The organism is Exiguobacterium sp. s36 (genome assembly GCF_018618345.1).
Classification (GTDB): Bacteria; Bacillota; Bacilli; order Exiguobacteriales; family Exiguobacteriaceae; genus Exiguobacterium; species Exiguobacterium chiriqhucha.
On sequence record NZ_JACSLW010000009.1, the window covers coordinates 36683 to 61693 of the forward strand.

Genomic DNA, 25011 nt, shown 5'->3' on the forward strand with positions numbered 1-25011 from the left:
AAAAAAAGAACATGGCCTGCATTAAGGGCCTGTTCTCTAGGGGATATTTGTAGTTGCTCATTTAAAGTAAAGACCAGCCAGTCCGGCGGCCGCAACTACTAGTGACCAGAAAATAAAGAAAGCGAACGGCGAGAGTTTTTTTCTTCCTTGCTTTTCCTTTTGATTCGAACAGCATGCCATAGAGCACCTCCATTCACTTTTTCCGCTTTTCCCTCACCATAGGGCTGAGAATGGCAATACAAACATTTTTATCCTCGATAAAGGATTCAAAAACATCCAACGACCTTGGTGGAGGCCCTCCTACATTGATTCCCTGCTCATCATACTTGCCTCCATGACATGGACAATAAAACTCGACTCCTTCATTTTCCTTCATGGACACTTCTGCGTTTCCTGCTGCACAGCCCAGATGTGTGCAGATAGGTGACATAATTAACAGGGAATTATCCTCCTTGTTTTTATTGATATACAAAAACCCTTCCATTTCCTGTTCAACCCACGCATCCTGAACCGTTGTTTTATAAAACACTTTTTTGGGAAAGTCACCTTTCTCCAGTTCACTGAGCGGGCCCAGGCTGGCCATTGCACTAGTATCCACTTTCTCTCTATTGCTGCACGCAGATAAACTGAGGGAAGAACTGATATAGCAAATAGACCCGCTGCTCCTTTAAGGAACTGGAAATGAATGTTCCCCTATTCACCTTCTCCATTTTAACCACCCTCCTATTTAACTTTTAATGTTGACCCTTAAGTTTGCAGAAATTTCATGCTTTCTAAAATATAGGCTTGGTTAAATTATGGAGATTCTGTTAACTTTCATATTTTAACTGCGAAAATGTAGTGAATGAGCTATTTTAATCATTTTTATCCATACTTTCTGCAACATTTTTTACTATTGTTAGGATGAAAAACAACAGGAGGTATGGTTATGAAAAGAAAATTGCTTGCTTTGTTTGCATTTGCTGTCCTTTTCCTTGCTGTCCTTTTCCTTGCTGCCTGTTCCAGCCAGCAGAGCGGCGATATGGAAGGCATGGATCATGGAAATACGAAAAAGGAAGAAGGAACTAAAAATAAGGTTAATCCTGAAAAGGTTGATGGTGCTCAAACTGTAAGTTCCGAGACACTTACAGGGAACGAATTTACCATTGTTGCCAAAGAAGGAACACATCAGTTGAATGATCGTGTCAGTGTTAATGCCCTTGCTTTTAACCGCTCCGTTCCCGGCTCCCAGATAAGGGTAAAACAAGGGGAAAAAGTCAAAGTGAATTTGAAAAACGAACTTTCTGAACCGGTTTCCATCCACTGGCATGGAATTACTGTTCCAAATGAAATGGATGGAATTCCGGGGGTAACCCAAAATGCGGTTCAGCCTGGTGAGTCCTTCACTTATGAATTTACGCCTGAGGATCCGGGAACCTATATGTACCATACGCACCAAAACGCTGTAGAACAAATGGATAAAGGCCTCTATGGGGCCATTATTGTCGAGCCTGAAGAAAAAACTTATGATCGCGACTATACCTTGATGCTTGATGAATGGATGAGCAATCCCGAAGAGGAAAGCGCCGAAATGGAAGGTATGGAGCATAATAATATGAATAACAATGAAGAAGCAGAAGGCGAAAGCAACATGGACCACAGCAATATGAGTTCCGAAGCAGGCAATGAAGAAGAAAGCAAAATGGAGGGCATGGATCAAGGCGGCATGGGCGGAATGGGCCATGACATGAGTGCTTATGATATCTTTACGATAAACGGTAAAAGTGGGGATAGCATTGAGCCGCTGATGGTGAAAGAGGGAGAAAAAGTCCGCCTCCGTCTGGTCAATGTGGGTTTTATGTCCCACAAAATCCATTTGCATGGACATAAATTTAAAGTGGCTGCCATTGATGGGCAAGAGTTGAATGAACCACAGGAAATTAAGGATCAAGTAATCTCTATAGCACCAGGCGAGCGTTACGATATAGAATTTACGGCTGATAACCCTGGTGAATGGTTCATTGAATGTCATGGTGACATGGAAGGCACAGCAGGCATGAAGACTCTAATCAAATATGAAGATACAGAAGGGTCCACTGACACTTCTAACCAGGAAATGCAGCTCCCAGAGTTTAACTATATGAATTACGGTGTGTTTGAAGATGCTGAGTTCACACTCGAACAGGATTATGATGTTGAGTATACAATGGATCTTAATACAAAAATGGATGGAGAGGGGCAAGTATTTACCATCAATGGAAAGACCTTTCCTGAGACAGACAATATTAATGTTAAAGAAGGAGATCTTGTAAAAGTTACTTTAACCAACAGTTCGATGATGGACGACCACCCAATGCATTTGCACGGACACTTCTTTCAAGTCCTGAGCAAAAACGGCAAGCCGGTTGAAGGCTCTTCAATCATTAGGGATACCATAAATTTAAAACCGGGAGAAGAAGTTGTCGTAGCATTTAAGGCAGACAATCCTGGTAACTGGCTATTCCATTGCCATGATTTGCATCATGCTACAGCCGGTATGGTAAATATGGTGAAGTATGACGGCTTTACACCAAGTTTTACACCAGATCCGGATGCAGGCAATAAGCCTGAATAACAGGGAGATACTGCCTAAGCCCTCCTTGGGCAGCTATCCTTTCATAATAAATCGAATGAAAGGGCTGAAGTATGGCCATTTTAAAGAAAATCACAAAAAGCGGACAGGTTACCATTCCCAGTCACATTACCAAATCAATAAGAATCGAAAATGGAGCATATGTGTTTATTTACGAAAAGAACCGCCGAATCATTATTAAAAAGACCCATCACGATAAGACCTGAACTGAACCCCGAATGATGGACACTTGAAAAAAGTGCCTCACTCGGGGTTTTTCGTGTGCGCACGAATCGCTATAATGAACCTATTCATTCAGACGGGAGAAACAGTCATGAGTAAAATCATCTTCAACATTCAACAAATCAATCAGCTCGAAGAAAATCCAAACGTCGCCTCCGTATCAGAACGTTCGATTCAATACACCGCCGAGTTTAAGGTCAAGGCCGTGCGTGAGAACATGGACGGCAAAGGACCTCAACAGATCTTCACAGAGGCGGGGTTCGACCTGACGGTGATTGGGAAAGAGAAGGCGAAGTCTTCGTTGAAGCGTTGGCGTCGGACGTACCGAACGGACGGAGAAGACGGTCTCCTGAACAACAAACGTGGGAAGACCCTGGGAGGCGGGCGTCCGAAAAAAGACGAGTCGATGGAGCGACGGTTGGCGAAGGCAGAGGCACGGATCAAATATCTGACGGCCGAGAACGAACTCTTAAAAAAGCTAGAGAAGTTAGAAGGGCAGGCGAAACGAACGAACTGACACCGGCAGAGAAATATCAGGTCATCAATACCATCATCCGAATCGCGCAGCTGGAAAACCTCGTGCGCCCACTATGTGAAATCGCTGGTGTGAGCCGGAGTGGTTACTATGCCTGGTTGAACCGAGCCGAGGCAGAGTCCCTCCGGGAAGAGCGTGATTATCTAGATGCGACCCTACTCAAGCAGATTCACGACAGCCACGGTGGCAAAGTCGGTTATCGGGCACTGTACATGGAGGTGCGCGCAACCCTCGGGATCCGAATCAACCATAAGCGCATCCTCCGACTGATGCGCAAGTATAACATCGTCACCAAAATCCGAAAGATGAGCCCTTATCGAAAACTAGCTAAAGCGACGCTCGAGCATCGCGTCGTGCCGAATCTATTGAACCGTCAGTTCCGGCAGAGCGAGCCCGGGAAGGTGTTCGTGACCGACATCACCTATCTCCCGATCGCCTCCGGCGAGAACGTCTATCTGTCTTGTGTGAAGGACGTCGCCACACGCGAGATCGTGGCACATAAGCTGTCCACGGGCCTTCACATGGACCTCGTCTTTCAGACGATGGAAAAGCTCGAAGAGCATCTCCAAGGGAACCTACATCCCGAGGCGATGATTCATTCGCACCAAGGCTTCCACTACACACATCCGGACTACCAACAACTCGTCGGCGACCTCGGACTGGTCCAGTCCATGTCACGTCGGGGCAACTGTCTCGACAACGCACCAATCGAATCGTTCTTCGGCCAGTTGAAGGACTATGTCACCAACCGCTCGTGCAAATCGCTCGAGGAGGTCCGAGAAATGGTCGGGGACTACATAAGCTATTACAACTGCGAATGAGGTCAATGGAACCTAAAAAAGATGACCCCGGAACAATATCGGGGCCATCTGATCGCCGCATAGAAAACGTGGGCTTTTTATTAAACTGTCCATTTTACGGGGCTCAGTTCACTTTCACGTGTAGGAGCTTCGTTTATTTGACGGATCCGTTGGCCATCCCATCGATGATGTGGCGCTGGAAAAACAAGTAGACGATGAGAATCGAGACGATCCCGACGACATACGAGGCGAAGGAAGGTCCGAAATCACTGAAATACTGTCCTTGATAGTTGAATTGGAACAACGGGAGCGTCCATGTCGATTCATCTCGGTTGAGTAGAAGCAACGGAAGCAAGAAGTCGTTCCAAATCCAGAGTGCGTTCAGGATGAGGACCGTCGCATGCATCGGCTTCATCATCGGGAAGATGATTTTAAAGTACGTGTTGAACTTCCCGCTGCCGTCGATGGCCGCCGCCTCATCCAACTCTTTCGGGATCACGGTCTTGACGTACCCCGCGTACAAGAAGAGTGACTGCGGGACCGCGTACGTCAGATACAAGATGATCAACCCGAGTTTACTCGACAACCCCAAATCCGACATCATCGACGTGATCGGGATCATGATGACTTGGAACGGGACGAATATCCCGATGATCAACATGATGTAAATCCCTTGGAAGACGCGATTACGCGGCATCGTCCGTGCGAGCGCATAGGCTGCCATCGGGACGATCAAGATGATGAGCGCGATGGACGCGATGGTGATCGTCATCGAGTTCGCAAAGTATTGGACGACCCCGTCGTCTAAGAGACGTTGAAAGTTCTCGAGTGTGAACGGGTCCGGCAATTCGAAGAAGCCGCCGGTGATTTGCCGTGTTTCTTTGAACGAGTTCAAGACGGTCAAATACATCGGAAGGGCGATCAAGACGAGCCCTACTGTCAGAAACACATACGTCGGGATATGAATTTTGTCCTTTTTCATGATGCCCCTCCTTACACTTCAAATTTTTTCGAAGAATTGATTTGGATGACCGAGACGATGGCGATGATGATAAAGAGGACGATCGCGATCGCACTGGCGTATCCGAATTGGTTGTTTTTGAACGCATAGTTGTACACGAGTAGTCCGAGTGACGTCGTCGACCCGCTCGGTCCCCCGCCCGTCAAGGCGTAGATGAGGTCGAACGCCGTCAATCCCGCCTTCATCGCCAAGATGAGGACGATGCTGATGGCTGGTGATAAGAACGGCAATTCGATGCTCTTGAACGTTTGCCACCGGTTCGCCCCGTCAATCGAGGCCGCTTCCCGAATCTCGTTCGGGATGCTTTGTAAGTTCGCCAAGAAGATGACGACCGGAATGGCGACCCCTTGCCAGAGGGCGACAAAGAGGAGGCCCCAGAACGCCGTCCCTTCGTTCGCGATTAGACTTTGCGAGAGCCATTCGATGCCTAAAAATTCACCGAGTGGCGCCAGCCCGTAATTGAAGAACTGTTTAAAGATCAAGCCGAGTGTGACGGTGCTGATGACCGCAGGGAAGAAGTAGGCAGTCCGGAACAGCCCGACCCCTTTAATTTTTTGATTCAATAGCAGTGCGATCGCAATCCCTAACACGATTTGTCCAACGACGAGACCGATCGTGAAGAGTAACGTGAAGCCGATACTCGATAAGAATTTCGCATCTGAGAAGATGGCCAGATAATTATCGATTCCGATGAAATTGTACGAACTTGTTAGCCCTGTCCAGTCCGTGAAACTGTAGATCACACCTTGTGCGAGCGGTATGAAGAAGAACACGATTTGAAGCAAGAGCGGCACAAGAATGAACAGGTACGGCCAGTAGCGGTTGACAAACCCTTTCTCTCTCATGGTGCAACTCCTTTAATGTTTTTATTTCATACCGTTGAAGAAGGCGTTCAAATCCTTGGCGAGTTGGTCTTTATCTTCTTTGTTCATATAATCGACCGTGAGGTGCCAGAACTCTTCTTCCGATGGCCATTCAGAATGGAGCCAGATGATTTGTTTGTCTGTGAACACGAGGTCCGAAACAGCTTTCGTCTCTTCGAACGCGCCATCTGTATCGACTGCCTCGACCGACGTCGGAGAACCGTCCTTGTCATAGTATTTCTGCATGACTTCTCCTTCCGTCATGTACGCGAGCAGTTTTTTCGATGCTTCTTGTTCCGCTTCCGATCCAGCGCTCGACACAGAGAGCGCCAAGTCAGCCGCACCGACCGTCATCTCTTGGCCTGCTTCTTGGCCTGGGAAGGCAAACATGCTCACTTCGAAATCAGGCTGCTGATCACGGATGACCGGGAGCGCCCAAATGCCGTTCGGGAAAATCAACGCTTCTTCCCTTGCGAAGAGTGCGACCGCATCGCTGTAAGATGCCCCGTTCGCATTCTTTTGCGTGTTACCGCTGACGAGGCTTAACTCATCTGCCACAGTCTCAAAATCTTCGTTACCGACTTTGATGCCATCTTTCGGGCTATTTTTCAATGCGTCTTGCGTTTGGTCGAAACCGCCTGTCGTTGTCGCCCAAGCCAATTGGTGATAACCGTTCATCGTCCATGAGTCGTCTGTCGTGAGTGCTGCCGCAAACGGTGTCTCGCCAGCATCTTTAATTTCTTTGACCACGTCTTCAAACTCGGACCATGTTTTTGGCGCCTCCAGTCCTAGCTCTTCAAACTTCGTCTTGTTATAGAAGAAGCCCCACGCGTTCGAGTTGAGCGGCAGTGAGTAAATCCCTCCGTCGACCGCGTACGATTCAGCCGCCCCTTGCTTCAAGTTGCTCAAGAAATCTTCGTCAGACAGGTCGAGGAACTTCCCGTCAGCCGCCCACCCTTTAAAGTCTGGGTTTTGCGGGTATGTGTGCACGATATCCGGGATGTCCCCGCCGGCGACCCGCGTTTTCAATACGGTCCCGGCATTGCTGACGCTCGTCAATTTGACGTCGATATCAGGATTCTCTTTTTCAAAATCAGCGATGATCTCATCGAGCGTCCCCTTCATTTCGACTTTTTGGGAGAAGAATTCGATTTCTGTCTTGTCCGACTCCGCTCCGCCCGAGCAACCAGCTGCGAGTACGAGAGATGATGCGACGAGCCCTACCATGCCTAGTTTCATTGTCTTGTTCATTTTGATTGGCCTCCTGAAAGTTCGTTTACTTTTTTCAGCACGTACAACTTACTTACAAAATCACCTTTGACAATCGGCTCGATGTAAAGCCCGACGTGCATGAGCTCATCACCGCCGTAATGCTGGCCTTCTACTTCATAGACGGCTGTTGTGTTCAATCCTCTCAATTTCAACAAACGGATGAGCGGTGCGGTTTCGCTGAGCACGCTATAGTCACAGACGATGACTTCCTCTTCCGATACGAACATCCAAGAAGGATGATTGCTGTCGAATGCGCTCTCCAGCCGGTAGAACGTCCCATATTGGAACGTACGACGATGCTCCTGATAGAATGCGACTTGCTGTTTGACGATCGCCTTCTCGTCTTCTGACATCTCAGTCACATCGAGCTCATAACCGAACACGCCAGCCATCGCGACGTTCCCCCGCATCTCGAGACTCGTCTCACGGTGTGTCTGGTGGTTTGGCACAGCCGAGACGTGTGCGCCCATCGAGGAGATGGGATACACTATGCTCGTCCCATGTTGAATTTTCAAACGCGCGATGGCGTCCGTGTTGTCACTCGTCCACGTTTGAGGCATGTAGTACAACATGCCTGGATCGAACCGACCGCCGCCGCCGGAGCAGCTCTCGAACAAGATGTTCGGATAGCGTGATGTGATCGTCTCGAGCACTTCATATAGTCCAAGGACATAGCGGTGTAACACTTCTCCTTGACGGTCACTCGGTAGTGACGTCGAGAACACCTCGGTCACGTTACGGTTGAAGTCCCATTTGAGATAATCGATTGGGACGCGGTCCAACACCTCGGTCATCTGCTGCACGATGTTATCTCGTACTTCTTTCCGACTGAAATCGAGTACATATTGATCTCGTCCTTTGGATAGACCGCGTCCCGGGATTTGAATCGCCCAGTCCGGATGCTGTTTGAAGAGTTCGCTCTCTCTCGAAATCATCTCCGGTTCGAACCATAGACCGAATTTCATGCCTTTGGTGTGAATGTAGTCTGCGAGTCCTTTCAATCCGTTCGGAATCTTTTGCTCATATTCGAACCAGTCGCCTAGTGACGTGTAATCATCATCGCGACGTCCGAACCAGCCATCGTCCAGCACGAACAACTCGATTCCGAGCTCGGCACTCTCATCGACGATCGATTTGATTTTGGCTTCGTCGAAGTCGAAATAAGTCGCTTCCCAGTTGTTGATCAAAATTGGTCGGTCTGCGTCACGGAAGGTTCCGCGTGCGAGCCGTTCACGATACAGGGCGTGGAATGCTTGTGACATTTCCATCGTCCCGTTTGCACTATAGACGATGTTCACTTCCGGCGTTTGGAAACATGCGCCTGGATCCAAACGCCACTCGAATCCAAATTCGTTGATGCCGAGTTGCACACGGGTCTGTCCGTATGGGTCTCGTTCGAGCAACATTTGATGACTTCCGCTATAGACAAGGCTGAAGCCGACTGCTTCTCCCGCATACTCCGTCGTCTCGGGTGAAACGAGTGCGAGAAACGGGTTCATCTGGTGACTACTCGAGCCACGTTTGCTGTCGAATACTTTCACGCCACGTTTTACTGGTTCACGCTCCATCATTCGTTCTCGGCCCCACATCCCGTTCAGCGTGATGACCTCGAGCTCTTGAAGCGGAAGGTCCAATGAGAGGCTCGCTGCTTTTTGAAGGTAATGGGTCTCCGCTCCTTCATTTTCAATTCGAGCGGATCGTGCCAACACCGGACGGTCACGATACACGGTATAGACGAGACGAGCAGTCAGTCGCTCTTTCGGATCTTCGAGTGTGATGATCAGCGTCTCGGCTTCTTCATCCTGTTCGACATACGTCGAAGGCATGCCATCAAGACGCGGTTTTCCTGTCACAATCTCATAGGACTTGTAACGGAAATCCGTGACAGTCGATCCGTCTTCGTGGCGGATGACTTGGGCCGGCGTCCGATAATCTCCCGTCCCGTAACCTGGATATTCTTGCAAGATCGTATCGAGGGAATAAAGGCGATCCGTCGCCTCCGGAAAGTTCGGGGAAAAGGAACGGTCGACGCGAGGATACTTCCGTCCACCGCGATATGCCGAAATCGCCTGACCAAAATATTCGTTGGTCAACACGTTGCCTTCTTCGACACGGAGCACATAGCTAAACACTGCATTAGACAAATGGAATACTCTCTCTGTTTCGTTAACATGAATCAACTTCATGGCTCAACCTCCCAATAGTGGTTGCGCTTTCATTAAAAACTAAAATGAAAGCGTTTACTAAACACATCTATAATTTAACGTTTAGTAAACACTTTGTCAATCGCTTTTATTCAATTTTTATAATGGACACTTTCTCGCTTGATCAGTTTGGCCGGAATCATGACTCGTACGGGAATATCTCGTTCTTCGCGGATCCGTTCCAACGCCAACTTGACGGCAAATTTCCCAAGTTCTTCGGTCTCTACCTTCACGGTCGTCAACGAAGGTGTCAGGAATTCAGCGATTTCAATGTCGTCGAAACTAGAGATCGAGATGTCCTCTGGGATGCTGTATCCTTGTTTTTGAAAAGCGCGATACACACCGACGGCCATCGGGTCACTCGCGACCAACACCGCTGTCGTGTCGCCACGCTCCGTCAACTGTTCACCTAAACGCAGTCCTTCCAACGTGCTCCATCCTCCTAATAGCCCATAGCGGAGATGCTGCAACCCTTTGTCGTTCATCCAAGATACATAGGTCTGATATCGATCCTCGTCCTCATTGAAATAGACGTCACCCTCTTGGTTCATGACGACACGCTGCCCTCCGATATAGGCGATGTTGCGATGTCCGTTTTCGTATAGATGTTCTAGACTCGCTATGGTCGCGCTTTTGAAATCAGAATATACGGCGTCAAACCGTGCGTCGGCATGCGAGTCATCGATGACGACAATATTAGGATTCTCGTTATAGAGCGACTCCAATGTTTTCGGGTCGACCGTACCGAGGACGAGGATTCCTCCGAGATGGTTCAATCCTTCCCAGTCCGCTTTTTTATCAGACAGACGGATCACCCGGTTGACACTCACCCTCAGCCGTTCGGCTTCTTGTTCAATACCGCGTCGAATCGCTCGGAAATATGGATCATCAATCTCTTGAATCTCATTGACCGTGGTCACGAGCCCAACTGTCGCGATCCGGTTCTTATGTGTTTTCTTCTCTCGTGGGCTGTATTTTAATTGTTTCGCTGTTTGCAACACTTTATCACGTGTTTCTTGACTGACGGATAACTTCTCATCCGAATTCAATACGCGGGATACAGTCGCAATCGAAACGCCCGCCTTCTTCGCCACTTCACGAATGCTTGTCAAAGTAATCATGCCTCCAATATTGAGTAAAATGTGATTTCATTTTACTAAACAGAATGATTTGTTTCAACCGTAAAGTAAAAGGCAGACAAGTCTTCACCTGTCCGCCTCCCTTTAGTCCCGTGATTGAATTACTTGAATAAAGCGCTGAAGTCCTCGTTGTCCATTTTCGTCCAACTTAAAGACGCCGCAGTCCTCAAGTCCCTTAACAAATTTTTCGGCTACGGCCATTTCGATGAAACGTTCGATATTCTCCCTTCCATCGTATGCTCGTTTCAATTCGCAAGCCCAATCTTGATGGAGATCTTGTACGTTGTCCGTTTCTCCTACAATAAATCTCTTAACTTCGTCCATCTCAGCTTGGAGCCTCGCCGGCAGTACAGCAAGCCCCATCACCTCGATCAATCCGATATTTTCTCGTTTGATATGGTGAACATCTGCATGGGGATGGAAGAGTCCGAGTGGATGTTCCGATGTCGTCCGGTTGTTTCGAAGAACGAGATCCAACTCGAAGAACTCACCTTTTTTTCGTGCGATTGGTGTGATTGTATTATGCGGGGCGTCCGTGTGGGCCAAGATGTGACATGCTTCGTCCGAATAGTTGCGCCAAGTCGACAAGACACGATCCGCGCACGCGACGAGGCTGTTCTGATTTTGGCTACGCAACCGAATGACCGACAACGGCCAAAGCAACGTGTGTCCGCTCACATCTGGGAATTCCTCAAAAGAGAATCGGCCTGTCTCGCGCGCCTCCGCCATCGCAAACGTGTATCGTCCTGCTTGGTAATGGTCGTGCGATAAAATCGAGCCGCCCACAATCGGCAGGTCGGCATTCGATCCCGCGAAGTAATGCGGAAATTTCTCTACAAAGTCGAGCAGACGGACGAACGACGAACGGTCGATCCGCATATCTCGATGCTCACCCGACAATAAGATGCAGTGTTCGTCGTAATAGACGTAAGGCGAGTACTGCATATACCATTCCTCGCCTCTGAGTTCGAGCGGCACAAGCCGATGATTGGCTCGCGCCGGATGATCTAAACGCCCTTCGTACCCTTCATTTTCCACACAGAGGAGACACTTCGGGTATGGGGCCCCCTCTTTCTTCACGCTCTTCTGTTGCGCGATCTCTTTCGGATCTTTCTCTGGCTTCGACACGTTGATGGTGATGTCGACCATTCCATATCTTGTATCTACTTGATAAGAGATATTCTGTTTCGTTCGCTCTGTCTGAATATAGTTCGAGTCCGTCGACAACCGGTAAAAGTAATCCGTCGCCATGACCGGGTCCGTCGCGTACTTGCCGTAAAACACCTTCTCCACTTCCGAGGGGCGTGGCATGAATTGGTTCATCATGTCTGCCGCGAATCGATCCCGCTGTGACCGGCCGTCCTCAGTCAAACCGTTCCGGACCGCCTCGTCCACCAATCGGTCGACGAGCTCCGGGATTCGACCGTTCGTCGTCTCATCGCTCGGTGTCGCCCCCGTCATGGCGAGCAACCGGTTCTTCACGTAGATAACATCCCGCTCCTGGATGAGTCCACTTTTTAGCGTTGCCGCCACGAGTCCATTCACAAGCGCACTCATCGTCCCACCTCACGATATCCGTCAGGGTGGGCGGCATGCCATGCCCATGCATCTGCGATGATACGGGTGATATCGGTTCTTTCAGGAGCCCACCCCAGTACTCGCTTCGCTTTTTCCGCAGAGGCAATGAGACGTGCGGGGTCGCCAGCTCGGCGTGTCGTCGCCTGAGCAGGAATCGCGTGTCCCGTCACTTGACGGGCCGCCTGAATCATCTCATTGACAGAGAATCCCGTATTCGATCCCAAATTGAACACGTCACTCTTCTGACCGTCACGCAAATAGTGGAGAGCACGCACATGTGCATCTACCAAGTCTTCGACGTGGATATAGTCACGGATGCATGTCCCGTCTTCTGTCGGATAATCTGTTCCGTAGATGGAGATGTGGTCCCGTTTCCCGTTCGCCACTTCCAAAATGAGCGGAATGAGATGTGTCTCGGGATGATGGTCCTCACCAATCTCTCCTCCCGACCTTGCCCCCGCCACATTGAAATAGCGCAGAGCCACATAGCGCAGTCCATGGGCATTCCCGATCCAACCCATCATCTTCTCCATCGCGAGCTTCGTTTCACCATACGTCGACGTCGGATGTGTCAGGGCCGACTCGGCAATCGGCATGATTTCCTGATCGCCATACGTCGCTGCCGTCGAAGAGAAAACGATCTCAAGCACACCGTGTCTCACCATCGTCTCTAACAACACCTGGGTCCCATAAACGTTGTTGTCATAATAATCGAGCGGTTTCTCCATCGACTCGCCGACGAGCGAATTTGCCGCAAAATGGACCACTTGGTCAAACTGACCTTGAGAGAACACCTTGTCTAAAAAGGCTTTATCTCGGATATCCCCCTCATAAAACGTCGCATCAGGATGCAACGCTCGGCGATGTCCCGTCGACAAATTATCCACGACGACGACATCTTCGCCTCGATCAATCAGTTGATAGACCGCATGAGAGCCGATATAACCGGCGCCCCCTACAACGAGAATACTCATGAGATGCTCCCTCCTTTGATTTCATGGGCTCCTTCCCCGATAGAAGCGACGTAGCAAGTCGGCGCATATCCGATTTGACGTTCATAGTCCGCACTCACTTCGTCGATAAAACGAGCAATCTCATGTTCCCGTACCAAAGCGATGGCACAACCTCCAAAACCGGCGCCCGTCATGCGCGCCCCAATCGCTCCATGTCTCCATGCGCTCTCGACCAATGTGTTCAACTCGACACCGGTCACGTCATAATCCTTATCCAATGAGCGATGAGAGGCATCCATCAGTTCTCCGAAGCGATGGACGTCACCGGCCTGAAGCGCGCGGAGCGCCTCACGTGTGCGCTCATTTTCACTGACGACGTGTCTTGCTCGGCGATAGATGGTCTCATCTTCAAATCGACCTTGTCTTTCTTCTAGTGTGTCACTGTCCAAATCACAGAGCGCACGGATATTCAATTCTTGATTGAGAACTTCTAGTGCCGTGTCACACTCTTGTCGCCGCTCGTTGTATTTAGAGTCGGCCAGTTCACGCCGCTTATTCGTATTCATGATGACGACCAATACATCCCCAAACTCAAACGGCGCATACGTACATTCAAGCGTATCGCAATCGAGTAACATCGCTTGATTCTTCTTGCCCATCCCGACCGCATATTGGTCCATGATCCCGCTGTTGACCCCGATGTATTCATTCTCGGCGCGTTGTCCGAATTTGACGAGATCAAGTTGATCAAAGTTCAAATCATACACCGCATTCAGAGCGACCGCCGTCACCAACTCAATCGAAGCCGACGAAGACAAGCCCGCACCGTTAGGGATATCGCCAAAATACAGAAAGTCCAACCCGAACGACGGTTCACGTCCATCAAGCATGTAACGGAGCATCGCTTTCGGATAATTTACCCACCCGTGAGCGTCTTGATAATCAAGCTCACCTAACGGCACAGTGACCACTCCAGCTTCCGGAAAATTCATCGAGTAAAAACGGCACTGTCGATCCGTCCGACGTCGTACCAACGCATATGTTCCGAACGTCAACGCCGCAGGAAAGACGTGTCCCCCATTGTAGTCGATATGCTCTCCAATCAAATTGATTCTCCCAGGCGCAAAAAATACCCGCTCGAACTCCTCGTGAAAAGTGTTTGTAAATGCTTCAGACAGTTTCATCATATCTTTCATAGCCATTCCCTCCTCATCAGTTTCACCACACTCTGATTCTAACGCATTCAATCTATAAAATAAATAATGTTTAGTAAACAAATTATGAGTTTTTTTCATTTTTACGAAGAACTAAAATAATTTAAAATTTACAATTTAACTATTGTTCAGTTAACAAAATCGATTGAATCCGATTATAAAACCCGCACTGGTTCGCCAGTGCGGGTTTTATATGGAGCTTATTCACAATAGAGATATCTCACTTGTTTGATATCTCATCTCTCTTTAACGAAGACTCTTCCCATTCGTTAGAATGACGTGACGATACCACTCGTACGAATCTTTTCGATAGCGATTGAGCGTCCCCTTCCCGTCATTATTACGGTCCACATAAATAAATCCGTAGCGTTTTTTCATCTCTCCTGTCGTGAATGAAATCGGTTCGATGCATCCCCATCATAAGCTCTCCATCATCTTATAATGGTTGTATATATTAAATACGGACCAAGTTCATTTTTATGAACCTGGTCCGTTTGACGGAATTTATGAGTATAGTCCGATAAAGTAAGCAGCGACCACCAACAGGAGCACGTATGAGAAAATGACTGTCGGAGGAGAGACCGTCTCATGTTCGAAGCGTTTAAACAATCGTTCTGCCAGATGGCCACTGATGAGTACACTTACCCCCACCAAAGCTCCACCCAAAAAGACATTTAATTCTGTCGTCAGAGCAAAGAATACGCTCAACATGATAAATACCGTGGTAAATAGAGTTGAGAAGACTTTAAGTTTATTCACAATGACACACCCCATCCTTTTTTGATTGCGAGAGTGCGCTCGTACTCACGAGTTTATATACTTACGAGTTCGACTTGAAAGAAGATTCATAGATTTTGACGGATGATAAGAACGGCTTTAATACAAAACCGGACAACCCGTACTCATTCACTGTATACATTTCGACGTCGAAACGAATTAGGCTTGTCAGCAATGCCTCGTCTTGTGTTTACGTAGTAAATACGCGAAAATGGAAGTGAGATGAATGCGAGTCCATATGCGTTCAAACGAGAAAACTATCAAATGGTAAAGTGGTGAATGCTGTGCAGTCTAATGAAACCAAAGTGACCTCTTTTCGAGTCTCACAAGAGGTAAAAGAACACATCCAGCGATTGTCGGAACAGCGGCAGCTGTCGACAAATCAATTGTTTGAAGAACTGATCACCTTGGCTGATAAACAGGTGCCAGATCCATTGATCAGTTTGGAGAATGATGCTCTCCAGGCGGCATTGAATCAGGTGCTGGCCCTTTTCAATGAACGAGCCACGCGGCTCGAGCTTCAATCAAAGGAACACGAACGGATCTGTTCGCGCTATCAAAAGACGATTCATGACCTTGAGCAAAGCATCATCATAGAGTCGGAACAGCTCAAAGAGGACTATGAGCGTCAAGTCGCGGCCCACGACCAGGAATTAATTCCACTTCAACATCAAGTGGAGCTCCTGTTCGCCGAGAAACAAAACGCTCAGGACGCCCTCGAGACCGAACGTGCTTCTTTCAAAGAGGAACTGAAGGCTCAGAAGAAGTTGGTCTTTAATTTAGAAGAAGACGTCAAGAAGCTCGAGCTAGAGCGCAGCCAGCTCAATCGTCAAAACCAGAACCTGATGGACACGCTTGACGAGTTGAAGGCACGAACGCGACGAAGCGACCAACTCGAAGAGGAGAACCAAAAACTTCATTTGGAAGTGCAGCTTCTCCGTCGTGAAAAAGAGGCGTTCGAGAACCGGTTACAGGAACAGGTCGAGCTCGCGGTCTTGCGGGAGCGGAACACCCAACAAAATAAACAATGATACGAAAAGGGTACTAGATTGAGTCAACCAGTGACTAAATCTAGTACCCTTATATTTATTACAAAGTAAGGATTTAACGGTTCGCAGAAATCGTATGATACATGTTCAATGACTTGACCAAAGATGCTTCCTTCGCACGTAGAACCATAACCTCATGAGAGTATAAAAATGACTCCACTTGGTCCAATTAAGATTTTACCCGCAATCCACGCATCTTGAATCGATTACGCTTTTCTTCTAATTTCACTTTCATATCTACCGAGAACGTACTTTCAGGAGTGTTGTAGGCACGCCGTGCTGCCATACTAAGCATTTTTGCCACATCCTCTGCCCGGTCGTCCTGTAAATCATGCAGTGAAGATCGAACATACTGGCGAGCCATTTCTCGGTCACGTAGCGATTCAGGGACCGATACATGACGACTTAATGCCAGGGCCAATTGAGCCGTCTCTAAGCGATAGCTTGTCCCGCCTGCCTGCATACGATTCAGTTCATCCGCTAGCTCGCTTTGCAGAAGTACATGATTACTGTCTGACATCGGTCACCCTCCTCTACTCTTCTTTTGATTTATTATATACCCTTTTCCTGAAAAATTCGACTCAAGTCATGCACGTTACAAAATGGATCGTCCCACGTCATGTTTGCTTTGTATTCCTCTACAAGGTCGAGAAGTTTATCTTTATCGCAAAGTGCCAATAGATTCGTTTTTTCGAGATCCTCTAGATCCTTTTGGCGAGAGGAGAAAATCTTGGTACATGCTAAAAGTTCAATGTCGGGGATATACACATCAATCGCCTCGAACAGCCCTTCAATCTTATGCCGGAATTCATTCTCCCTAAAGTCTTCACGGGGTGGGAACTGAATCACCCCTTCGACAATTTCAATTTCATATTCATGAAGCGCCTCTTTCAATTCAGGTGTCACAACGCCCTCTGTCACGCGAATATCAATATCTCGCGTCGGACGATACTCGGCATCTTTATTCATCATTTCAATGAACAGAAGAATCCCCGAAGCGCCAACCACGACAAACTCGACTTCGATTCCTCTTGAGGCACAAAATGTATCTAGGATAAGCAAGGTGTCAATAATACTCTCTACATCTTTATATTGATTGGAGTAAGTCATGTATGTTCCTCCTAATGAAAATGACCCACTCTGATCCGATATGTTAGGAGTCTTCGTGGGCCATGATATATTTCGCTGCTCTCAACTTAATTCGTATTCAAATAGGCACTGAGAGCCCGCCGAATAATCTCGTCTTCTGACACATGTTCTTTTTGCGCGGCTTGCGTTAATCCGACGTATAAAGGATCTGTCAAATCAGCAAAGCGAATCTGTACACGCATCGGTTTCACAGAGTTAGTTTCGACTTCGAGCACGCGTTGTTCCTGACGTTCGATCAACATCCGTTTCACTTCACGGAGTTCTTCACGTGTCATCTCGTACACCGTCTTGTCTCCTGAAGCTGTATAGTATTTTTTATTCTCGAGTAGCGCGAGCTTCGGATCTTCTGGCCACGACAACAACTCAGCAAGTTTCGTCGCGCTAAAATCCTGCTCGAGCGTCTTCTCCAAGATGTTCGGACCAAATGTATTCCAAAATGAGACAAATCGATTCACTTGAGAATGTGACATGCCAATTTTGGCTAAGAAGTCTTTCCAATTTCCTTCTTCTTGTTTGAACTCTTTTTTCGTCTCAGGATCACGGAACAGACTATTTGCGTGTGCAAGAATACGACATTTTTCGACAAAACTCGTTGCTTGAATCGCATCGATGTGGTTATAATACTGAACGATTCCATCCATGTCCTCGGGCAGCTTCTTCGTGATGATACGTGACAACCCCGTCGCCGGGAGGGCCTGATAAGGGTTCGATACGGTCGTCGTCGCGGAGAATTCTTTCACAGCCTCGACTTGTTCCGTACGGCTATCCGTCGCTTGTTGATTTTGATTCACCGGAAGGTTGGCACTGAATGTAGAAATCTTCGGTGTATGTTTCTTTCGGTTACGTGTCATAAAGCAAGTACCTCCTGAGCGAGTTGTAGATAGGCATCGGTTGCTGGGCTCTTGTGATCAATCACCGGACGAGACTCACGTTGTAGTGTCTGTACCTTCACCGCGTAAGGTATCGTCGTCAAAACCGGAATACCGACTTCTTTTCCGAGTTCTTCAAGTTCCTCGACTGTCGTGACATCCCCTTTTGAGCGGACGCTCACCATTGTCGGGATGAACGCTGCGATATGGATGTCTTCCCGGAAGCGTTTCATCTCTTCCAATTCTTCAGGTGCAGAGTAGACGGCATCCATCGAGAATTTCTGCATTTGGACAGGCATCACGATTCGGTCTTGGGCGACGAGTGCGCAGCGAGCATACGGGTTAAGCGCTGAAGTCGATCCTGGGCAATCGATGAGACAGATGTCAAACAGCTCGTCAATCTTGGCGAGCTCTTCACTAAGACGATATTCATATCCGATTTGACTCGTTAAGTCACTCGGTGAGGCCGAACGTCTGGTTGGCACAAGATAGACGGTACCTGTCTCATACTCGCATGTCACAATGACCTGTTCGATTGGTGTGTAGAATGGGTCATTCTCTTCTAGTAGACAATCGAGTAAGACTTTTCCTTCGTAATCGTTCGTGAGACCGAGTCCATTCGTCGAAGAGGCCTGATCGTCCGCGTCGATGACGAGTACACGTAATCCATCACGAGCATAAGCATGAGCCAAGTTGATGGTCGTCGTCGATTTCCCGACACCGCCCTTTCGATTGTACAATGCGATTTTCTTCATGATTCGTCTCCTCGCTTCTCGTCTGTGACGTCGATGATATTGTCGTTCACAGTCCGCTCGATGATTTCCGTCAACAGTTCACTCACACTACGATTTTGAGCATGTGCATACTGTTGGAATTGATCGGACAGGTCGGACGGGATTCGTGCTGAAAGAACGGCAGATGGTTTCTTTGTTTTTTGAAACGGGCTGACCTTAACCTGTTGCACAGGCTCACGGGTCTTACGGGCCTCACGGATTTGTTTGACCGTCAACTCGTCAACGCTTCGTGACTCTCCATCAATATAGAGTCCCTGTTCGACTACCTCTTCGACGTTGTCGAGATACATCAGTTCAAACAGTTTGGAAGCCGGTAAGCTCGCAAGTGATGATTCGAGTGGATGTAACGTCTCATAGGCTTTGACGTACCGTGATGCAAGCGAACTCGACATCGAGACAGCCTCGAGGAACCCCATCCATTCTTTTTTGTCATGCATCTCAGAACGAGCGATGACGAGCCGCTTCCCGATCTCGAATACAGAAATCGTTTGAACTTTTGAGAGCTCATTGATCTCATGAACAAGGTCTTCGACTTCTTTAGAGACCGGAAGTTTTTGGACGAGCGCGCTGATATTCGTCAAACCGCTCTGATACGGGTGCTGCTCACTCGGTTTGATTTTATGAATATTGCGGTTCCGTGCCTTCATGATGTCTCACCTGCCTGTTCGACGACTTGCTTGGCCAATAGTCGAAACGGTTCAGCGAGTACCTTCGATTCCTTGGAGCGGTACTGGATGACACTCTTCCCACTATCGGCAGCTTTCTCGATAAAGGTGGATCGCTTGATCATCGGAAGGATGTCTAATGCCTCTTCCTTCGCGATGGTTGCCATTGCTTCATAGTACTCCTTGTCTGCCTTTAAAGATGCATCCATCGCGACAGGAAGAATACCTGTGATGACGAGGTCTGGGTTGTAGAACTTTTTCACTTTTTGTACGGTTCGAACCGTACTCGCAAGTTGGTCGAAAACGAGCTTCTTCGGCATGAAAGGGATGACCGTCATATTTGATGTCGAAAGCACGACTTTCGAAAGTTCGTTGATCGATGGGACTGAATCTAAGATGATCCAATCAAACTCCTCTTCGAGCGGTGCAATCATGTCCTTTAATAAGAAGAGCTTGTCTTGCTCGGAGATTAGGTTGATCAACCGGGCATTTCGTTCATTCGAAGGGAGAAGACTCACATGATACGTTTCATCATCAAACAGGACTTCTCTGATATCAAGATTACGTGTATGTACGTCAAACATCGTCATGTATTTGATCGTGTCGGATTCTTTTAACATCAGCTTGCTGAGCGAGCCTTGGGGATCCAAATCAATGATGAGGACTCGTTGTCCCAGCTCACCCAATGCGTAAGCCATATTCAAAGAACAGGTCGTCTTGCCTGACCCACCTTTCGATATGTAAAACGTGAGTATGTTCATCTTATCTCCCCTTTCTCTTTCATATCATGTCACATTCACTCTTTGCATTCAACACAAAAACAGCAAAGACACTGATAAATTCAATACAAAAATGTATACAATAATAGTTTTGGTTTGTATACGATTTTTGCATCTAAATATTTTCTGTATACGTTTCGACGTCGAATTGTATACAGAGACATTTTTGGACTATGTATTTATACAAAGTTCCTGTTGTGAACGTCATTCATATTTGTAGATCTTTTCTATAGAAGAAATACTTGGCACATCTGGATATGATTTAAATAATAGAAGAAGAGATAAAACCATATTCTTCTGAGTTAAAAAAATATAAATAGATTAGAGAGAGTTAAATAAAGATTAATAGAATTAGAAAAAGAAGAGGGTCTCTCAATCCAGTCATACCAATCCTTCTGACGATTTAAGTGAAAAGAGATATTTCAAAAGGGCCATCGTTTCGTTCACAAAGGTTCATTTTTTTTCAACTCTGATTTGAGAATTAAAAAACAAGAGAAGATTTAATTCAGTAAATCCTTGATTACTTAACTACTTGGTTTGATTTTTTTCCTAAAAGTAAAAAAAGCAGATTCAGTATGCAATGATGACTTAGAACGAATGAGAAACAATATAAACAGAAGGAAATACCTGAAAAAATGGGTCGTTTTCATATATATTTTCAAAAATGAACATGACAAATAGACCATCATGCGATAGCCAATTTTGCCTGGTTCTCTTTTAGTCGTTGGTGAAGATAGAAAATTGGCTCCTCAAAGAACAGCTTATGGGTGCTCGAGTGGACCAAGTCCTCACGATGGTGTAGGAATGCTTGTTTTAACTCTTCGACGACCTGTTTGAACGTCTCGGCCCCGAAAGTATCGCTCATCGAGAAGAGTGAGTCACGGTTGACTTTGAGGGCGTCAAAGTCGAAGAACTCCCCGACTCGCTTGCGCAACTCGAACCAGAGGAGTTGAACTTCAGTGCGGTCTTTCTCTTTGATCTGCTTACTGTCTTGCGCAGCCGATAGCTGGACTTCGAGTAAGAGCGGTCGCGTCACGTCTTGGACTCGTTTCTTGAGCGAGATGTTCTGTTTGACCATATTTAAGAAACGCTTACTGTCTTCAACAAGCGACACTTGGAGGAATTTGAGACCAGACATCATCTTTTGGATGGCGAGCTTATGGCCACAGTATTTAGGAAGGAATCCTTTGATCTCATCGTAGGTCAGGATGGCCTGTTCATTTGACTGGACATGGACATCTTTCTCGACCTGGACGATTGTCCGTAGCGCGAGTCGCAACGTATTCACATTATCGAGTGCGACCAGTTCGGACAAGAGGCCGTGCCAAACAGACGTATACCCGGTCTTCGAATCGACCGTAGCACCGTCTACAAACAAATCACGATAGTTTTCAAGGTAATCCGTCAATTGGATTGAGATCACTCCTGGGAAGTGACGGACGACCGTCATAAGACCATTCTGTTCAAATGTTTTTAAGTTATTATGTAGGGAGCGGATCGACGTGCATGCAAAATCCGCGACCATGTGGTCTTCGATAAATTCTATTTTCCCTTGGTCGTCAGCGTAGGCGAGAATAGAGAGCATATGGCGGATCCGAGACTTGGTCCATTTGAAGGCCGTGAAACAGGCCGGGATGTTATAATGATGCTGCTCATAACGATAATGATCGGCTCGTTTTGTCCAACGCGTCAATCCGCTCATCGCGACCAATAGTTTATTGGCGACCAAAATATGTCGATTCGTCTCTATCATCTCTCCTACACCTCCCCTATCCTAAAATATGCTAGTTTCAGTATCCAGCTCTTTCAAGATAGTGTCAAAGTGCGTTTTCAGTACGGCATTTTGTTACCAAAATGAAAAAAACGTTGGTATGAAGCCATTTTGAACGAATAAAAATATGCACTTTCAGTACGGTCATTTGTTACCAAAATCGATTAATCCGCTCTATAATGCCATTCATATTGAAAATAAAGTAGATTTTTTTAGTCAGAAAAGAGAAAAGTGTAGTGTCAGTACGGCATTTTGTTACCAAAAACGAAAAAGTGTAAGTTTGGTACGGTCGTTTGTTACCAAAAAAGAAGAAAATGCAGTTTCAGTACGGTCATCTGTTACCAAAAAGACAAAAAGAGTCTCGAAAATTTATTTTTTATAGGGCGACGAATCGGTAAAAGTGTGGTTTCAGTACGGTGTTTCATGACCAAAATAAGAAAATGTAGTTTCAGTACGGTCATCTGTTACCAAAAAACAAAAAGTGCAAGTTTGGTACGGTCGTTTGTTACCAAAATCGTTGGAATCTGATATAAATGAACGCCATACTCACTAAAAAAGGTGATCAGATTGAATATCAACCGAATCTAAAAAGGGAAATTCGAGTGAAAAATTTTCAAACTACCTCATTTATAAAGAAGAAAGAGAGAAGAGTGTAAGATTGGTACGGCATAATCAAAAAATTGTTTCATGACGTCTCATGAGTCTGGATACTAGTTGAGCGTTTTGGCCCATTTTCATCGTTAAATCGATTCATGTGAAACATTGGTGCAGCTAAACTGAAAAAAGAACCCAGATAGACTGGGTTCTCCACGATATCAATTACAATAATAACGTGTCCACATGACCTGGCAATTCCCAAGACTCCAACGGGTAGAAGGTGAAGAAATAATAATCACCAGAGCGATGCCATTCCTTCAGGATGAAATCATGTTCCTTGATTCGATCCAGATTCAACTCAAGCTCTTTTAGGTTATCGGCCTTTCGGACCTTGTTGAATCGAATCGAATAGGTGAACTGACGCCAGTGCCTACGGACGGGTTGTTGCTCCCCTGTCTGGATGGAGCTCATCCGCTCTTTTTGAAGGACGAAGGCCAGGTGATAAGCGAAGCTGCCTTTCAACTGTTCGATTTGTTCCCCATAGATGCTGACGATCTGTTGTTTCAACAGGTCGTCGTAAATCTCCTCACTGACCGTGACGATGACCTGGCTCTCGGCTAATGTCGTCGCATTTTTAATGGTAACCGAGGAGAACAGGCCTCGGATGAAGAAGTCCCCGTCCTCGTTGTGGCCTGCGACCCGATAATAACCGAGCTTCATGAGACGTTGCGTCGTCAAATCGTAGCTTTTCCCACTATCGTTCGCATACAGCTTCTTGACGAGCTGCGAGAGCGGGAAGATGATTTTCCGGCTAGTCTGGAACGTCATGTCCCGATACGCCAGAATCTCTGTGAAGGCCTCGAAGTCTTTCGAGTCAAGGTCTGGCACTTTCCCGTTCAATTCTTGGATGAATTCTTTGCTGACAAGGACCGAAAGGTGGTCGGGAATCCCCTTCTTATATTTCGGGACCACCGTGTCATAGTTCTGAAGCTCGAGATTCAACTGCGACGCTTCATTCAGTTTCTCATCCAACAGGTCCGTCTGGTTCTTGATGCGGTCAGACATGCCGAAGAATGGGATATCGACGGCGAGCGTCGGAGAGTGGTGCGCCGTCGGTTGGTTGAGGTCGACCTCTTTGGCGACCTCCCAAAGAATCATCAAAACGTCCGTCTTGAGTGAGGTCTTCTTCTGATTCACCGTCTTTTGGGACCAGTAAGGATACGTATGGATCAACAGATTCGGATTCTCAGCCCATTCCTTCAACTCTTGGATGCATTGTTGCATATAACCTTCGATGGTTTTCACGTGAAACTCTTTCAAGAAGGCTTCAGGGCCGACCAAATGATGATATGCGGTAATCATCTCGAACCGGGCACGCAATTCTTTTTTCGGGCCACGCCCCTCTTCGTAGTTTCGGATGGCAGCCTGCACCCATCGCTTCTTTAGCTTGTTGAATGAATGATAACGTATCTTCTTATAAGAAGCCTCTAAATTTTCGAATTGATAGTGCTCTTGATAAAGTGTCGTGACGAATTCCTGGATATCAAAGATAGACACGCTGTGGAGAATCTCCTCCATACGATGTCTTTGAATAGCCGTGACCGCTTGAGAAATGATGAGTTGTTGCGAGCGGCCATTGGAGGTTGATTGAGTCTCCATATTGATCACCTCTTCTAAGGATAAATATAGCACAAATTTGGTGGCACTTAATTAACGATTTTAAATTATTTCAAATACCGTAAGTCCCTTTTAAAAGTGTGTGCCGGCACACACTTTTAAAGAATGTAAGTAAGATAATTTCTTATTCTTTGATTCAGTCCACAAGAAATCAAGAGGTTAAAAGGCGAGTTTCGAATAAATAGAAATAAGGATGTTTCCATGTTTTATCCTTTTCGCCGGTGATTACCGATGAAATTCGACGATGATCTTTCTAAAGTGAGTTTTTCACGTCTTCAATCCGTTTTGCTAACGAAAATTAGTGAAATTCTTTAAATCCTGTTGAATATTTATAATTTCAATAGGAACAAAAAGTGTGCGCCGGCGCACACTTTCTAGTCTATAGACATAACATCGTGTGTAGTTTTTTTATTTGACCGACCGGGCGCAACTCGCTGCTATAGGGCCAATTAGTGAGCTGAATCGCGGACCT

Annotated in this window: 21 protein-coding genes and 2 pseudogenes; 4 read left to right on the forward strand and 19 right to left on the reverse strand. The window is 46.9% G+C overall.

All coding sequences use genetic code 11. From position 1 onward, the window contains the following. Nucleotides 1-193 precede the first annotated feature (193 nt). The gene (locus tag KNP95_RS14405) at nucleotides 194-583 is read right to left on the reverse strand and encodes a QcrA and Rieske domain-containing protein (RefSeq protein ID WP_251129040.1); all 390 of its coding nucleotides are present in this window, start codon (nucleotides 581-583) and stop codon (nucleotides 194-196) included. Between the two features lie 345 nt (nucleotides 584-928). Here KNP95_RS14405 and KNP95_RS14410 point away from each other — a divergent pair, with 345 nt between their 5' ends. The 3 genes and pseudogenes from KNP95_RS14410 to KNP95_RS14420 all read left to right on the forward strand — a co-directional run. Continuing rightward, nucleotides 929-2593 (forward strand): multicopper oxidase family protein, encoded by a 1665-nt coding sequence (locus KNP95_RS14410; protein ID WP_214720059.1) that lies wholly within the window; start codon nucleotides 929-931, stop codon nucleotides 2591-2593. A gap of 71 nt (nucleotides 2594-2664) precedes the next feature. Then, entirely contained in the window at nucleotides 2665-2817 is a 153-nt protein-coding gene (locus KNP95_RS16240) for an AbrB/MazE/SpoVT family DNA-binding domain-containing protein (protein ID WP_214720060.1), read from the forward strand. A 107-nt stretch (nucleotides 2818-2924) separates the two neighbouring features. After that, a pseudogene (locus KNP95_RS14420) lies at nucleotides 2925-4186 on the forward strand (IS3 family transposase); the annotation flags it as partial. 136 nt (nucleotides 4187-4322) lie between these two features. On the opposite strand, the gene KNP95_RS14425 reads toward KNP95_RS14420, so the two are convergent. The 10 genes and pseudogenes from KNP95_RS14425 to KNP95_RS14470 all read right to left on the reverse strand — a co-directional run bounded on the left by KNP95_RS14425 (nucleotide 4323) and on the right by KNP95_RS14470 (nucleotide 15171). Then, nucleotides 4323-5150, reverse strand: coding sequence for a carbohydrate ABC transporter permease (locus KNP95_RS14425; protein ID WP_251136609.1), 828 nt, complete (start codon nucleotides 5148-5150; stop codon nucleotides 4323-4325). An 11-nt stretch (nucleotides 5151-5161) separates the two neighbouring features. Continuing rightward, nucleotides 5162-6034, reverse strand: a complete 873-nt coding sequence (locus KNP95_RS14430) for a carbohydrate ABC transporter permease (protein ID WP_114167080.1) — start codon at nucleotides 6032-6034, stop codon at nucleotides 5162-5164. Nucleotides 6035-6055: 21 nt separating this feature from the next. Continuing rightward, a complete protein-coding gene (locus KNP95_RS14435) occupies nucleotides 6056-7303 on the reverse strand; it encodes an extracellular solute-binding protein (RefSeq protein WP_214838034.1) in 1248 nt (415 codons plus the stop codon). After that, nucleotides 7300-9510 (reverse strand): alpha-galactosidase, encoded by a 2211-nt coding sequence (locus tag KNP95_RS14440; protein ID WP_214838037.1) that lies wholly within the window; start codon nucleotides 9508-9510, stop codon nucleotides 7300-7302. Before KNP95_RS14440 ends, KNP95_RS14435 begins: the two co-directional genes overlap by 4 nt. A gap of 110 nt (nucleotides 9511-9620) precedes the next feature. Continuing rightward, on the reverse strand, nucleotides 9621-10649 hold the full coding sequence (locus tag KNP95_RS14445; RefSeq protein WP_211780506.1) for a LacI family DNA-binding transcriptional regulator: 1029 nt from the start codon (nucleotides 10647-10649) through the stop codon (nucleotides 9621-9623). A 102-nt stretch (nucleotides 10650-10751) separates the two neighbouring features. After that, complete coding sequence (locus KNP95_RS14450; protein WP_214838040.1) at nucleotides 10752-12224, reverse strand: UDP-glucose--hexose-1-phosphate uridylyltransferase; 1473 nt, start codon at nucleotides 12222-12224, stop codon at nucleotides 10752-10754. After that, nucleotides 12221-13219, reverse strand: coding sequence for a UDP-glucose 4-epimerase GalE (gene galE / locus KNP95_RS14455; protein WP_214838042.1), 999 nt, complete (start codon nucleotides 13217-13219; stop codon nucleotides 12221-12223). Before galE ends, KNP95_RS14450 begins: the two co-directional genes overlap by 4 nt. Next, nucleotides 13216-14394, reverse strand: coding sequence for a galactokinase (locus KNP95_RS14460; RefSeq protein ID WP_483299319.1), 1179 nt, complete (start codon nucleotides 14392-14394; stop codon nucleotides 13216-13218). The genes galE and KNP95_RS14460 overlap by 4 nt, the downstream gene beginning before the upstream one ends. Before the next feature lie 264 nt (nucleotides 14395-14658). Next, nucleotides 14659-14829 (reverse strand): annotated as a pseudogene (locus KNP95_RS14465) (family 1 glycosylhydrolase); the annotation flags it as partial. Nucleotides 14830-14916: 87 nt separating this feature from the next. Further along, on the reverse strand, nucleotides 14917-15171 hold the full coding sequence (locus tag KNP95_RS14470) for a hypothetical protein (RefSeq protein WP_214686063.1): 255 nt from the start codon (nucleotides 15169-15171) through the stop codon (nucleotides 14917-14919). 302 nt (nucleotides 15172-15473) lie between these two features. Between KNP95_RS14470 and KNP95_RS14475 the strand changes: the two genes are divergently transcribed. Continuing rightward, on the forward strand, nucleotides 15474-16220 hold the full coding sequence (locus tag KNP95_RS14475; RefSeq protein WP_214838045.1) for a hypothetical protein: 747 nt from the start codon (nucleotides 15474-15476) through the stop codon (nucleotides 16218-16220). 187 nt (nucleotides 16221-16407) lie between these two features. Here the strand turns inward: KNP95_RS14475 and KNP95_RS14480 are convergent, their stop codons facing one another. The 8 genes from KNP95_RS14480 to KNP95_RS14515 all read right to left on the reverse strand — a co-directional run bounded on the left by KNP95_RS14480 (nucleotide 16408) and on the right by KNP95_RS14515 (nucleotide 24521). After that, a complete protein-coding gene (locus KNP95_RS14480) occupies nucleotides 16408-16758 on the reverse strand; it encodes a hypothetical protein (protein WP_214838048.1) in 351 nt (116 codons plus the stop codon). Nucleotides 16759-16790: 32 nt separating this feature from the next. Continuing rightward, complete coding sequence (locus KNP95_RS14485; protein ID WP_214686071.1) at nucleotides 16791-17348, reverse strand: DUF6036 family nucleotidyltransferase; 558 nt, start codon at nucleotides 17346-17348, stop codon at nucleotides 16791-16793. Between the two features lie 86 nt (nucleotides 17349-17434). Continuing rightward, nucleotides 17435-18238: a hypothetical protein gene (locus tag KNP95_RS14490; protein ID WP_214838050.1), complete on the reverse strand. Its 804-nt coding sequence runs from the start codon at nucleotides 18236-18238 to the stop codon at nucleotides 17435-17437. Beyond that, nucleotides 18235-19011 carry a ParA family protein gene (locus KNP95_RS14495; protein ID WP_214838054.1) on the reverse strand — a complete coding sequence of 259 codons (777 nt, stop codon included), beginning with the start codon at nucleotides 19009-19011 and terminating at the stop codon, nucleotides 18235-18237. Before KNP95_RS14495 ends, KNP95_RS14490 begins: the two co-directional genes overlap by 4 nt. Beyond that, nucleotides 19008-19697 carry a hypothetical protein gene (locus KNP95_RS14500; RefSeq protein WP_214758469.1) on the reverse strand — a complete coding sequence of 230 codons (690 nt, stop codon included), beginning with the start codon at nucleotides 19695-19697 and terminating at the stop codon, nucleotides 19008-19010. Before KNP95_RS14500 ends, KNP95_RS14495 begins: the two co-directional genes overlap by 4 nt. Then, a complete protein-coding gene (locus KNP95_RS14505) occupies nucleotides 19694-20476 on the reverse strand; it encodes a ParA family protein (protein ID WP_214838057.1) in 783 nt (260 codons plus the stop codon). The genes KNP95_RS14500 and KNP95_RS14505 overlap by 4 nt, the downstream gene beginning before the upstream one ends. Before the next feature lie 703 nt (nucleotides 20477-21179). Further along, entirely contained in the window at nucleotides 21180-22247 is a 1068-nt protein-coding gene (locus tag KNP95_RS14510; protein WP_214838060.1) for a hypothetical protein, read from the reverse strand. 837 nt (nucleotides 22248-23084) lie between these two features. After that, complete coding sequence (locus KNP95_RS14515) at nucleotides 23085-24521, reverse strand: hypothetical protein (protein WP_214838064.1); 1437 nt, start codon at nucleotides 24519-24521, stop codon at nucleotides 23085-23087. Nucleotides 24522-25011 lie beyond the last annotated feature (490 nt).